The following is a 12,877-nucleotide window of genomic DNA, read 5'->3' as shown; positions in this document are numbered from 1 at the left end:
GCCCTGCCGCCAAACGGTGCGCATGGCTGGCAGTTTCCGGTCTTGCCTGCGACGAGAACAGCGGCCGCAGGCAGGAAGGTTATGAAGCGGCGGTGACCGACGTTGGGGATTCAGGGGGAGCAACAGCAGGAGCCACCTGCAACAGCCCCAGCATGCTGTTGGCGATTTCACGCTCGCCCATCACCACCTGATTTGCGCCGCGTGCCAGAATGTAATCCACCTCTTCGTCATGGTGTGCCCGGGCGAAAATCTCAATGTCTTCACGCTGCTCGCGGGCGGCAGTGACAATTTCACCGGATTCATAGCCATTAGGAATAGTGAGCAGCAGCCAACGCGCGCACTCTAAGCGCGCCAGTTCCATGGTTTCAGCGCGCGCAGCATTGCCCAGTACCGCTCGGATGCCTTGCTCACGCAGTGCCTGAACGCGAGTGCGTGAATTCTCAACCACCACCAGCGGGACTTCGGCTTCCTGTAGCTTTTGCCCCAGCAGGCTGCCAACGCGCCCATAGCCAACTAAAATGGCATGGTTACAGATATCCACCGGGATCTGGTTTTCCTCTTCACTGGCCTCTTCCTGAGTCTGTTCGGCAACGGTTTCGGTGCGGGTGAGATAGCGCTCCAGCAGAGTAAACAGCACCGGGTTGATCATGATCGACAGAATGGCGGCCGCGAGCACCAGATTACGGCCCTCTTCGGTCAGCATACCCAGTGAAATGCCTAACCCGGCGAGAATAAACGCAAACTCACCAATCTGCGCGAGGCTGACCGAAATGGTTAATGCGGTTCGCCGTGAATGGCCCAGCACCGTCACCAGCAACCAGGCCGCCAGGGATTTCCCCACCACGATGATGGTGAGTGCGCCCAGCACCGCCAGCGGCTGCGACAGTAAAATCATCGGATCGAACAGCATCCCCACCGAAACAAAAAACAGCACGGCAAAGGCATCCCGCAGCGGTAGGGTATCGTGAGCGGCACGGTGGCTCAGTTCAGACTCATTCAGTACCATCCCGGCGAAGAACGCGCCAAGGGCAAATGACACGTCGAAAAATTCTACTGCCCCGAAGGCGATCCCTAATGCCAGTGCCAAAACGGCGAGGGTGAACAGTTCACGTGAGCCGGTCGCCGCACTTTTGGCCAGAATCCAGGGGACAACGCGTTTGCCCACCACCATCATGAGTACCATAAACGCGGCGACTTTACCGATGGTAAACAGCAGATCCCAGGCCAGCAGCGCTGGGCTGGCGTTGCCCTGTTCCAGCATGCCAGCGATGGCGGGCAACAGGACCAGCGTCAGCACCATCACCAGATCTTCCACGATCAGCCAGCCAATCGCGATCTGACCGCGCTGGCTGTCGATCAACTGCCTCTCTTCCAGGGCGCGTAGCAGCACGACCGTACTGGCAGTGGAAAGGCACAGACCAAACACCAGACCGGTCATCCACGACCAGCCTAATGCCCACGACAGCCCCATCCCTAGCAGCGTTGCCACAGCAATCTGTGCCACGGCGCCTGGAATGGCAATCGCTTTCACCGACATCAAATCTTTTAATGAAAAGTGCAGACCTACGCCAAACATCAGCAAAATAACGCCAAGTTCAGCCAGTTCAGGGGCGAGGTTGGTATCGGCCACAAAGCCGGGGGTAAAAGGGCCCGCTAACACGCCAGCAAGCAAGTAACCGACCAAAGGAGAAATACGCAGGCGATTTGCCAGCATACCAAGGAGAAAAGCCAGAACCAGCGCCCCAACTATAGTGGTAATCAACGGTGTGGTGTGGTGCATATCTGTCTCCTTGTGTACAAATGTGTCCGCTTGTAACAATCGAGTGTACGCGAGTTTATTATTTATAGTTTAGTTATTTTGGTGATAAATGAAAAAAATCCGGCGATAAAGTGAAATCAGGCACAAAAGGCGCATTTTTAGCAATCATGTCCATTAAATTGCCATTTCATCAGCGTGCGCGGCCAACTCAACCCAGAAACCATACTGCTGTAAGTCCGATCTGGAACGAGAGCATCTGGTGGCGGCCGTAAAATCCTGCCGTTACGAATGATTCGTTTACTCACAGTTTTCCTGACAGCTGTATGCGTGTTTCACCTTGAGTTAAAGTCTGGAATGTGCGACACAAAAGAAGAGAATGCAGAAAGCAAAAAAGGCCAGCCGGAAGCGGCGATAAGGAGAGTGGCAGTGGTGTTGACTCGCAAGAAAGGCATAGTTCTGGCTCTGGCCATCGCGCTGACGCCAGGACTGGCGCAGGCATGGCTGCCAGGCCATAGTTACAATTTTACGTTGTTGCATACCAATGATGAGCACGGCCACTTCTGGCCCAATGAGCAGAACGAGTATGGCCTCGCTGCACAAAAAACCTTAATGGACCAGCAGCGCTATGATGCGCAAGCTAAAGGCGGTGGTGCGCTGATCCTCTCCGCAGGAGACGTTAATACCGGCGTGCCAGAATCAGATATCACCCATGCTGAACCCGATATTCGCGGCATGAACCTGATTGGTTACGATGCCATGGCACTGGGCAATCATGAGTTTGATAAATCGCTCAGCGTGCTGCAACAGCAGCAAAAGTGGGCGAGATTTCCCTTTATTGCGGCCAATGTGTATCAAAAACAAGACGGAAAGCGGCTGTTTAAGCCCTGGGCTGTGTTTAACCGCATGGGGCTGAAAATTGCCGTGATTGGTCTCAGCACGCCGGATACGCTAAAACTGGCCAGCCCGCTGAATGTGCAAAATCTGGAATTTCGTGACCCGGTCAGTGAAACCCTGAAAGCACTGGCTGAGCTCCGTCAGCAGGAAAAGCCTGATGTGGTGATTCTGCTTTCTCACCTCGGCTGGCACAGCGAGGGAATAAATGATGTCACCCTGGCGCAGGCGTTACCACAAGGCAGTGTCGGCGCAATTGTGGGCGGTCACAGTCACGACTTGATCTGCATGGACAAACAGAATCAGCCGGTGAAAGAGTATAAACCGGGCGATCCTTGTCTGCCGGATGTAGAAAACGGCATCTGGATTATGCAGGCGGGTGAGTGGGGTAAATATGTCGGGCGCGCTGATTTCCGTTTCCAGGATGGCAAACTCAGCCTGGCAAATTACCAGTTACTGCCGGTGAACCTGCGCCATCAAATCAAAAATGAGGATGGATCGACCCTCTGGCTGCCGTGGAAGCAGGAGATCGTGCCTAACAGCGCGATGATGAAGCTGCTGCTACCGTTCAAAAAGCGGGCAGAAGAAAAAATGCAGGTCGCTGTGGGCAGCAGTAACGAGGTGTTTAATGGCGATCGTGATGTGGTGCGCTATCGACGCAGTGACCTGGCCCAGTTGATTCTGGCGGCACAAACGGCCAGCACGCAGGCCGACCTCGCGGTGATGAGCGGCGGCGGAGTACGCAGTTCGCTGCCAGCTGGAAAACTAACGCTGCGCGATTTGTTGCAGGTGCAGCCGTTTGCTAATCAGGTGGTTTCCGTCACGTTGACCGGCACTGAACTGGCACAATACCTCACTGCGGTAGCGAAAATTCCGGCTGGCAGTGGGGGATATGCACAGTTCTCCGGGGTGGGCTTTGTGCGTGCGGGGGATGTGCTGACGGAGATTACGGTCAAAGGCCAACCGTTGCAGGCCGATAAAGTCTATCGGCTGGCGACCAACAGCTTTAACGCCAGCGGCGGTGACGGTTATCCGCGTATCGACCAGCAGCCCGCTTATTCCAACAAGGGGGTAACGGACATCAGCGTATTACGCGACTGGGTGCAGCATCACTCACCGCTGAAACGTGCTGACTACGCTCCAGACGGTGAAATTCGCCAACTGACGCCCGAAGAGCTAGAGCAACAGGAAAAAGCACGCCAGCAGTCTGAGAAGAAGAAAGCCCTGACCTTCCCACAGGCGATTCTGGCGTGGTTCGAGCCGTTGCGTGAGAAACACGAATAATCAGGCTTCACACGACCTGCGCGCGACCCAACGTGCGCGCAGGTTATCCCATATCCAGTTGTACGCCATGGTATAGGGCAGGAAGAACAGGAAAAATGCTACTTCCAGCAGCAGGGCTTGCCACAGGCCAATACCCAACATCATCGCGGCAATTGGCAGGCCGATCAGTATAAATCCACCCTCGAAACCTAACGCATGTAACACACGGATCAGCAAACCCCGTTTAACTTTATCGCGCGGTAACAGACGATCAAACACCGCGTTGTAGATCATGTTCCAGACCAGCGCCACGCTGGAGAGCATGATGGCAAGTGCGCCCATCTGAAACAGCGGTTTGCCCATCGCCCAGGCGGCCAGTGGTGAAACCGTCAAAATAGCTAACACCTCAAATCCGACGGCATGGAAAAAGCGTTCTTTCATTGAGCGAGACTGACTCATATATCCTCCATTAGTGAATGGGGCGTATTTTCTCACGCGGTCATGCTAAGCTGAAATTAACACCTATCGAAAAAAGCGATGGATTTGATGAAATACTCTCCTGAATCACTGGAAGCCTTTGTGCAGACCGTGGCCAGCGGATCGTTTTCGGCTGCCGCCCGCGCCCTCGGAAAAAGCCAGTCCACGATCAGCGCGGCGATCGCCAATCTGGAAGACGATCTTGGGATAGTGCTGTTCGATCGTCAGGGACGTCAGCCGGTACTGACGCCACAAGGAGCGCGTGCATTGACGCGCGTTCAGCAAATCATTGCGGCCAGCCAACGGTTAGACGACCTCGCATTGCAGTTAGCGCAGGGTGTTGAGCCGCGCCTTAGCATCGCCATTTCAGATTTCTGGCAGGCCGATCATCATGAAAATATGCTCAACCGCTTTGCTGCGCGTTACCCGGATATTGAGTTCGAATGCATGATTGCTGAAGATGAGGATGTGGTGGATCTGCTCCAGGGGGGAAGAGTGCATCTTGGGGTGGTGCGGACGCAACCCACCTTACCGCCGGACATTGCGGTGGCGCGTTTACAGGTTGAAGCGCAAATGGCGATCTATCTGCACCAGCAGCACCCTTTAAGCGCGCTGTCCGAAGTCAGCGAAGGGCAGTTGGGCGAAGTGCGTCAACTGCGCCTGAATACCTGGAGCCAGCAACGTCCGTTACCGCAAAGTGGACAGGTGTGGTCTGCGCCTTCCTATTTGTTACTACTGGAAATGGCAGAGCAGGGGTTTGGCTGGAGCGTATTGCCGCGTTGGCTGGTGGCCCAGTTTGGGCATCAGGTACTGGTTGAGCTGCCGGTGTGTGGCTGGCCGCAGCATATCGCCGTGGATGTACTGTGGTCGCATCGCCACCCGCCAGGCCCGGCCGGACGCTGGATGATCGATCAACTCTGCGCACAGCCGCGTGATTAATCGCGGCGAGCAATGTCCGCCAGCGGGGCATTCAGCAACCGCGCCAGATCGTTGGGTGCCAGTTCCAGATCGAGCCCGCGCTTCCCGCCGGAGATAAACAGAGTACTGAATTCTGTGGCTTGTATATCAATGACCGTGGGCAGGCGCTTTTTCTGCCCCAAAGGACTGATGCCGCCCAGCAGATAGCCGGTAACGCGCTGTGCGAGCTGTGGATCAGCCATATCGGCTTTTTTCGCCGCGAAAGCCTTAGCGACTTTCTTCAGATCCAACTGCGAGGAAACCGGTGTCACCGCGACGGCCAACTGTTTGGCATCCCCATTTAACGCAACCAACAAGGTTTTAAACACCTGACGTGCATCGAGATTGAGCTTTCGCACCGCTTCATCACCAAAATTGGTCTCGTTGCTGTCATGCTCATAGGGATGAAGTTTGAAGCTTACCTTTTGTTTTTCAAGCAGCTTTACCGCTGGAGTCATAACCGGTCCTTGCGAGGAAAAAAACTAATTACGTCGATTGATGAATTTTAGTGGCGAAAATCTGAGCTTTGCGCGAAAATTAGCCCGCGTTCGGCACTGGAGTGCCGGGCGATAACCAAAATCATAAACAAATTCCTCTTTGACGGGCCAGTAACGCTACTGGCCTTTTTTTTATGCCTGGCGTAATAACTCAGGCAAATTATCGTCACCGTACAGGTGCAATGCCCCTACTGCCACCACATAGCGTCCGCCAGGGAGCGCCGTTAAACTCTCTTTCCACTGTAAATTTCGTTGGGTAATCAACGTATCATTCAACGTCTGGCTAAATGTCGTTGGCAACGCGAGCTGCCGCTGCTTTGGCGGATGCTCAAGCCACCAGCCCATCATCATCTGTAGCAGGCGCGCATTGGTATGCCAGTGCTCCAGCGTATCCAGCAGCAGTGCTTTACCATCATCCGGCAGCGTCTTTAACAAAGTAATTTGGGCATCAGCCCCTTCCAGTTCGATGACCGGTTTATGCCAGTCACGTGCGGCCTGCAGGAGCTGATAATCAATCCCGTATTCCGGGCGTAAGCCAAGCTGTTGCGCCTGCTGCGCTTGCAACATCAGCGCTATCTGCCACGCGGGCAGGTTATCCAACTGGGACAGCGAAAATGGCAGGGACAGCAGCAATTTTTCTAACCCGGCGAGGGTGGAAGCCGGGAACCGCTCAGCCAGCGGTGGGCGCTGTTCATCTTGCGTGAACGGCGATCCACCACGTGTGATATCCGCTTCGACAATCAGGGCATCCGCCTGGCGCAACCGCCGCAGGAGTTGCGGAGGCAGCGGTTGCATATTTTGGGTGCCCATGTGAATGCTGCCGACCAGATGCAGCCAGCGATCACCCAGCAGCATATCCAGCGCAGGCCAGCGGTACTGAGTCGGGAACAGGCGCATTTTCAAGGCGCTCAGGCGTTGCCACAGGCTGACAGTCATGCACGTTCCTTGGTTAATCAAAACGTCATGCTAGCGGTTTCAGCGTGGCAAAAACAGCGCTGAAAGGGCTATTCCTGTCCCGGTGGTTGATAGCGCAGCAGGCGATTGGCGTTCCCGACCACGGTGATTGATGAGAGTGCCATGGCCGCACCGGCAACAATCGGGCTGAGCAGCGAACCGGTCAGCGGGAACAGTACGCCCGCAGCCAGCGGAATCCCCAGACTGTTATAGATAAAGGCCCCAAACAGGTTTTGGCGGATATTACGCAGAGTGGCCGCCGACAGTGCGAGGGCATCGGCAACGCTGTGGAGATCGTTTCGCATCAGTGCAAAACCGGCACTTTCCAGCGCGACGTCACTTCCGCCGCCAATGGCAATGCCAACGTCCGCCTGCGCCAGTGCGGGCGCGTCATTGATACCATCGCCAATCATCGCCACTTTATGCCCGGCCTGCTGCAACTTCACGATGGCCTCTGCCTTGCCAGCCGGTAACACACCGGCAATCACTTCATCAATCCCGGCTTCTGCCGCAATTGCCCGTGCGGTTTGTTCCCGATCGCCGGTTAACATCACCAGGCGATAGCCCAAACGGTGCAGGCGCTGCAGGGCATTTTTGCTCTCGCTGCGTAGCGTGTCACGGATCATAATGGCACCCAGTAACTGACCCGCCAGTGCAACCAACACCGGCGTCGCTCCTTGCTGAGCCGCCTGATCCAGTTTTGCTTCCAGCGGCCGCCAGTCAATCTGTTGTTCCGTCATCAAGGCCGGGTTGCCCACCAGCAGCATCTGCCCCTTGAGCTGACCGGTAACCCCTTTGCCCGGCAGGGTTCGGAATTGGTCGATCTCGACGCGTGGCAGGTGTTGTGCTGCCGCCACAATGGCTCCGGCGAGCGGGTGGGCGGAGAGTGACTCCAGCGCCGCTGCGGCACTGAGCAGCGTATCGTTATCGCCCGTTAAGCTGATGACCTCACTCACAACCGGCTTGCCGTTGGTGAGCGTACCGGTTTTGTCGAACACCAGGGTGTCGAGCTGTGAAGCCTGTTGCAGTGCATCGGCATCACGCACCAGAATGCCCAGTTCCGCTGCGCGGCCAACACCGGCAATAATTGACATTGGCGTGGCGAGACCCAGCGCGCAAGGGCAGGCGATGATCAAGACCGTTGTCATCACCACCAGGGCATAAGCGGTGTTGGGCTGTGGCCCGAAGAAGTACCAGATGGCACCACTGATCAGCGCTAAGGCCACCACGACCGGGACAAATACCGCAGAAATGCGATCCGCGAGGCGGCCAACCGCCGGTTTACTGCTTTGTGCCTGACGCACCAGATGAATAATCCGCGCCAGCGCGGTGTTATTGCCGGTGGCCTGGGCGATAAACCGGGCGCTACCGTCATGGATCAACGTACCGGCATACAGTTTTTCCCCCGGCGTTTTATGCCGTGGCTGGGCTTCCCCGGTCAACATCGCCTCATCAACCCACACTTCGCCCTGACTCACTTCGCCATCCACCGGAACGCGATCGCCGGTAGTGACGCGCAACGTCATGCCTGACTGCACCGCAGCCAGCGGCAGGAGCTGCTCATTGTCGTTTTCAATCACACGTGCCTGTTGAGGAGTCAGATCCAGCAGGCGCAGCAGGGCCTGAGAAGATCGTTGGCGCGCCCGTTGTTCCAGTGCATGACCGAGGTTGATCAGGCCAATGATCATCACGCTGGCTTCAAAATAGAGATGTCGTGCCTGATGGGGGAAGAAATCGGGCCAGATCACGACGCTGAAGGAGTAAATCCAGGCGGCGGCAGTCCCGAGTGCCACCAGCGTGTCCATGGTTGCACTGCCGTTACGCAGGCTACGAGCCGCACTGCGATAAAAATGGCCGCCAGTCACGCCCATCACCAGTAAAGTAACAATACCCAACGTTAGCCAGGTAGAGTGGTTCTGTGGGCTGAGCATCATGTTGTCACCCAGCATGCCCCAAATCATCAGGGGGATGCCAAATGCCAGTGCCAGCATTGCCTGCCAGCTAAAGCGGCGCATGGCACTGCGTGCATTGTGCTGCTGTTTTTCCCGTCGCTGTTGCTCGTCTGCGATCGCTTCTGCGCCATAGCCTGCGGCCTGCACGGCAGCAACCAGCGCATCGCTGGTGACCTCGCCCATCACCAATGCACTACGTTCCCCCAGATTGACCCGCGCTTCACTGACGCCTTCCACGCCTTGCAGGGCTTTTTCCACCCGGCTGACGCAGCTGGCGCAGCTCATTCCTTCAATCAGCAACACCTGAGCCGGTGCTGCTGGGTTTTTTGCCGGGGAGTCGGACTCGGCCGTTGCCAGCGCCTCCGGCGGCGGCTCTGCTGCTGTCAACGGCTCAGACTTTGGGTGATCGGCCTTTAACGCCGCGTGATAACCCGCCTGTTCGACAGTAGCAATCAGATCGCTGGCCTGTGCAGAGCCAGAGATGCGCGCTTCCTGTTGTGTCACTTCTGCTTGTTCAACATCATCGCGCTGTTCCAGCGCCTCTTTAACGCGTTTGACGCAGTGGCCGCAAGAGAGACCCTCCAACGCCAGAGTCAAGGTATTGCTCATTTTTAACTCCTTGTGTGACGGCAGTTGACCTGCCCGGTAATTTGCATTGAGATAAAGGTTAAACCTTCCATCAAGGGGAAGGTCAAGCGAGGGGCAGATGAATATCAGCGATGTGGCAAAAAAAACCGGCTTAACCCGTAAAGCGATTCGCTTTTATGAAGAGAAGGGCGTCGTCACGCCGCCTGTTCGCAGCGCCAATGGCTACCGCAGCTATACGCAACATCATCTGGATGAGTTAAACCTACTGCGTCAGTCACGCCAGGTCGGCTTCACGCTGGAGGAGTGCGGGGAGCTGGTGCAGCTGATGAACAACCCGGCCCGCCATAGCGCAGAGGTGAAAGCCCGTACCCTGCAAAAGGCGGAAGAGATCGCCGCACATATTGAAGATCTCCACGCTATGCGAGCCAGATTACTGGCGCTGGCGGCGGATTGCCCAGGCGATGAAAGTGCCGCGTGCCCCATCATTGAGCACCTGGCGGGCTGTTGCCATGGGGTTACGGATAAGCCGTCCGAGGAGTAATAACGTTTTGTTGTAGGGGCAGGGGACATTGGCTGGAAGGTCGTTGCCATGCTACTACGGGCGAGAAATAGCCTTCAGCTAAGGGACAGGAAATAAAGTCTGCAATCGGCAGGCGAGGGTGTTGCTTTACTTCATGGGGCCAGATTGCCGGATATAGCCGCCGACATTTTACGGTGTCGTTAAGGTTGTGATGTTCTTCGCATTAGCAGCAAGAAATCGTGATCTCTCACGAACACGACTTCCGCATTGCGCAGTGGCATTAGCATTCTGTTTGCGACATATCATGTCGCTATTTTTGGCGCAGCGTTATATCGCACGTAATCTGCGGCCTTTATACCCGCTTCAATTCCTTTTTCCCGTGAAATCCAGACCGGCTTCGGGTTGACACTACGGGCTAATTTTGTGAAGGTTCCCCGCGTTTTGCGACCACCTTAGCGTGGTTCGTCTCTCCATCCCCGGCATCAATTAAGGACAGCCCATGACGCCCCGTTGTATTTTCACTGAAGGCAGCGTAACCCTGCCAGATGGCTACCGTGATCGTACCGTTAATGTACTAATCGCTACCGATGAAACCTCGCCCGCATTAAATATTTCCCGTGATTCACTGAATCAGGGCGAAGATCTCGCGGCTTATGTCACCCGTCAGTTAGCAAGCCTGGCGGATGGCCTCAAAGGCTGGGCCGAGAAAGAGCGTGCACCAGCCGTGCTGGGTGACAACGTTTTACAAGGCGAACAGGTACTGGCCACTTACTTGCGCAGTGGCCAGCGCGTCTGGCAGCGGCAGGCAGTCTTTGTGGTTGAGGGTGATACGGTGCTGGTATTTACCCTGGCCGTGACGCGTAAACTCACCACAGAAGATGAAAACTTGCTGGCGCAGGTCCTGCTCAGCTACACGCCTGGAAAGGAACCACAGGCTTAAAAAACAAGGATATTCACATGGGAGAAGCGGCGCGCGTTGGCGACCCGATCGGACATTCTCACGCCCTTGCCGGCATGATAGCCGGCACCGTGGTGGGCGGCCTGCTGGCCGCCGCCGGCTCGTATGCCGCCGGGGCCCTGTTTGCCGCCGGCCTCGCCACCTCCTGCCTCGGCGTGGGCCTGGTGGTAATTGGCATCAGCGTGGCCGTGGGCTTCCTCAGCGGCTGGCTGGCGACCACCGCCCGCGATGCCCTCGCCGGGGTCGGGGAGAGAAGCTTCTCGCAGTGCGGCACCCTGCTCACCGGCTCCCACAACGTCTTTATCAACGGCAAGCCCGCCGCCCTCGCCACCTTCAGTCGCGCCGCCTGCAGCCAGGACGGCCCCTGCATGCAGGTGGCCCAGGGCGCCTCGAACGTCTTCGTCAACGGCTTTCCGCTGGCGCGCAGCGGCGACAAAACCAACTGCGGGGCCACCATCCTCTCCGGCTCGCCCAACGTGATTATCGGCGGCGGCACCGTCACCACCCTGCCCATCAAGCCCGAGGTGCCCGAGTGGGTCGGCCAGGTGTCGGACCTGACGCTGCTGTTTGCCGGGCTGCTCAACTTCTCCGGCGGCCTGCGCGCGCCCGGTGCCGTGATGAAGCTGGCGGAAAAGCTCAGCAAGCTGCGCGGCGTGCGCAGGATTGGCCGGGTGCTCTGCCGCCTCGGCGTGCTGATGACCGCCAACGCCGCCGCCGGGATTATCCTGCGCCCGGTGGATATCATTACCGGCCAGAAGTTTCTCAGCGGCGACGACGAGCTGGACTTCGTGCTGCCCGCGCGCCTGCCGCTGACCTGGCAGCGCACCTGGCACAGCGCCAACCCCACCGAAGGCGTGCTCGGCCACGGCTGGAGCCTGGAGAGTGAAAGCCACATCGCGCGCTATGAGAACGGCGTGGCGTGGTACACCCCCACCGGCGAGTACGTGGCCTTTCCGCTGCCCCCGGTGGGCTGCAAAACCTGGTCGGAGGCGGAGAAGTGCTGGCTGATGCAGCACGCCGACGGCAGCCTCGAAATCTTCGACACCGGCGAAACCCGCTACCACTACGCGCCGCTGCCTGAGCACGGCGTGGCCCGCCTGACGCGCATCAGCGACATCGCCGGGAACGCCACCCTGTTTTACTACGACGCCCGCGGCCTGCTGAGCGAGGCCGTGGACGGCGCGGGACAGTTTATCCGCTGCCACTATCACACCGGAGACAGCGGGGCCACCCGCCTGAGCCGCGTGGTGCTGCTGCGCCCCGGCGAGCCGGACCTCCCGCTGGTACGCTACGACTACGACCCGCAGGACCGGCTTATCCGCGTGCAGAACCGCGCCGGGGAGACGGTGCGCCGCTTCGGCTGGGACGACGACGGGCTGATGGCCTGGCACGAGGACGCCTCCGGCCTGCGCAGCGACTACGCCTGGCAGGACATCGACGGCCTGCCGCGCGTCACCGGCTACCGCGGCAGCGACGGCGAGTGGGCCACGCTGGGCTATGACTTTGAGGGCGGACGCCGCAGCGTCCAGCGCGACGGCGGCCAGAACGCCCGGTGGGTGCTGGACGACGACGAGCAGGTGGCGCAGCTGTGGGACTATGACGGCCGCCGCTACACCCTGACGTGGGCGCGCGGCGAGCCGGTATCTGTACGTTTGCCTTCCGGCGCGGCCTGGCACAGCGAGTGGGACCGCTACGGCCGCCTGCTGAAAGAGACTGACCCGGACGGCCACGCCACCGAATACCAGTACTCGCGCAACAGCGGCCAGCTGTTCGGGGTGAAGCGCCCCGACGGCAGCCAGCACCTGCAGCACTGGGACACCCTCGGGCGTCTCACCCGCCGTACCGACGCGCGCGGCAACCACACCGACTACCACTACGACGACGAGGAAGAGAGCCTGCCGGCGCGCATCACCGATGCCCTCGGCGGCGAGGCACTGCTGACCTGGAACCGCCAGGGCCAGCTGACGCAGTACACCGACTGCTCCGGCAGCATCACGCGCTACGACTATGACGCGCTGGGGCAGCTGACGGCGGTCACGGACGCGGAGGGCAGCACCCGGC

10 protein-coding genes are annotated in these 12,877 nt (G+C 58.2%); 5 read left to right on the top strand and 5 right to left on the bottom strand.

Going from position 1 to position 12,877, the window contains the following annotated elements; all coding sequences use genetic code 11:
- Positions 1 to 79: 79 nt before the first annotated feature.
- Positions 80 to 1,780, bottom strand: coding sequence for a YbaL family putative K(+) efflux transporter (ybaL, locus tag F3J40_RS17310; RefSeq protein ID WP_167016555.1), 1,701 nt, complete (start codon positions 1,778 to 1,780; stop codon positions 80 to 82).
- A gap of 405 nt (positions 1,781 to 2,185) precedes the next feature.
- Between ybaL and ushA the strand changes: the two genes are divergently transcribed.
- Entirely contained in the window at positions 2,186 to 3,934 is a 1,749-nt protein-coding gene (ushA, locus tag F3J40_RS17305) for a bifunctional UDP-sugar hydrolase/5'-nucleotidase UshA (protein WP_167016878.1), read from the top strand.
- Here the strand turns inward: ushA and F3J40_RS17300 are convergent, their stop codons facing one another.
- Positions 3,935 to 4,372: a multidrug/biocide efflux PACE transporter gene (locus F3J40_RS17300; protein WP_167016553.1), complete on the bottom strand. Its 438-nt coding sequence runs from the start codon at positions 4,370 to 4,372 to the stop codon at positions 3,935 to 3,937. It lies immediately after the preceding gene.
- A gap of 87 nt (positions 4,373 to 4,459) precedes the next feature.
- Here F3J40_RS17300 and F3J40_RS17295 point away from each other — a divergent pair, with 87 nt between their 5' ends.
- Positions 4,460 to 5,329 (top strand): LysR family transcriptional regulator, encoded by an 870-nt coding sequence (locus F3J40_RS17295; RefSeq protein WP_167016551.1) that lies wholly within the window; start codon positions 4,460 to 4,462, stop codon positions 5,327 to 5,329.
- Here the strand turns inward: F3J40_RS17295 and ybaK are convergent.
- The 3 genes from ybaK to copA form a co-directional block, all read right to left on the bottom strand.
- Complete coding sequence (ybaK, locus tag F3J40_RS17290) at positions 5,326 to 5,805, bottom strand: Cys-tRNA(Pro)/Cys-tRNA(Cys) deacylase YbaK (RefSeq protein WP_017347830.1); 480 nt, start codon at positions 5,803 to 5,805, stop codon at positions 5,326 to 5,328. The genes F3J40_RS17295 and ybaK overlap by 4 nt on opposite strands.
- A 171-nt stretch (positions 5,806 to 5,976) precedes the next feature.
- Positions 5,977 to 6,780 (bottom strand): TraB/GumN family protein, encoded by an 804-nt coding sequence (locus tag F3J40_RS17285; protein ID WP_167016549.1) that lies wholly within the window; start codon positions 6,778 to 6,780, stop codon positions 5,977 to 5,979.
- 68 nt (positions 6,781 to 6,848) lie between these two features.
- Positions 6,849 to 9,359 carry a copper-exporting P-type ATPase CopA gene (gene copA / locus F3J40_RS17280; RefSeq protein ID WP_167016547.1) on the bottom strand — a complete coding sequence of 837 codons (2,511 nt, stop codon included), beginning with the start codon at positions 9,357 to 9,359 and terminating at the stop codon, positions 6,849 to 6,851.
- A gap of 97 nt (positions 9,360 to 9,456) precedes the next feature.
- Here copA and cueR point away from each other — a divergent pair, with 97 nt between their 5' ends.
- From cueR to F3J40_RS17265, 3 genes are all read left to right on the top strand, one after another.
- The gene (gene cueR / locus F3J40_RS17275) at positions 9,457 to 9,879 is read left to right on the top strand and encodes a Cu(I)-responsive transcriptional regulator (protein WP_167016545.1); all 423 of its coding nucleotides are present in this window, start codon (positions 9,457 to 9,459) and stop codon (positions 9,877 to 9,879) included.
- Between the two features lie 478 nt (positions 9,880 to 10,357).
- Complete coding sequence (locus tag F3J40_RS17270) at positions 10,358 to 10,798, top strand: DcrB-related protein (RefSeq protein WP_167016543.1); 441 nt, start codon at positions 10,358 to 10,360, stop codon at positions 10,796 to 10,798.
- A gap of 17 nt (positions 10,799 to 10,815) precedes the next feature.
- The coding region (locus tag F3J40_RS17265) for a DUF6531 domain-containing protein (protein WP_205297414.1) at positions 10,816 to 12,877 on the top strand (2,062 nt) is incomplete at its 3' end.

This window comes from Candidatus Pantoea multigeneris (assembly GCF_011752615.1).
Taxonomy (GTDB): domain Bacteria; phylum Pseudomonadota; class Gammaproteobacteria; order Enterobacterales; family Enterobacteriaceae; genus Pantoea; species Pantoea multigeneris.
This window is presented reverse-complemented; position numbering and strand designations above follow the sequence as displayed.

Bases quoted from the DNA above. Each gene is read 5' to 3' on its own strand.
- ybaL (WP_167016555.1), bottom strand. From the start codon at position 1,780: ATGCACCACACCACACCGTTGATTACCACTATAGTTGGGGCGCTGGTT.
- F3J40_RS17300 (WP_167016553.1), bottom strand. From the start codon at position 4,372: ATGAGTCAGTCTCGCTCAATGAAAGAACGCTTTTTCCATGCCGTCGGA.
- F3J40_RS17295 (WP_167016551.1), top strand. From the start codon at position 4,460: ATGAAATACTCTCCTGAATCACTGGAAGCCTTTGTGCAGACCGTGGCC.
- ybaK (WP_017347830.1), bottom strand. From the start codon at position 5,805: ATGACTCCAGCGGTAAAGCTGCTTGAAAAACAAAAGGTAAGCTTCAAA.
- F3J40_RS17285 (WP_167016549.1), bottom strand. From the start codon at position 6,780: ATGACTGTCAGCCTGTGGCAACGCCTGAGCGCCTTGAAAATGCGCCTG.
- copA (WP_167016547.1), bottom strand. From the start codon at position 9,359: ATGAGCAATACCTTGACTCTGGCGTTGGAGGGTCTCTCTTGCGGCCAC.
- cueR (WP_167016545.1), top strand. From the start codon at position 9,457: ATGAATATCAGCGATGTGGCAAAAAAAACCGGCTTAACCCGTAAAGCG.
- F3J40_RS17270 (WP_167016543.1), top strand. From the start codon at position 10,358: ATGACGCCCCGTTGTATTTTCACTGAAGGCAGCGTAACCCTGCCAGAT.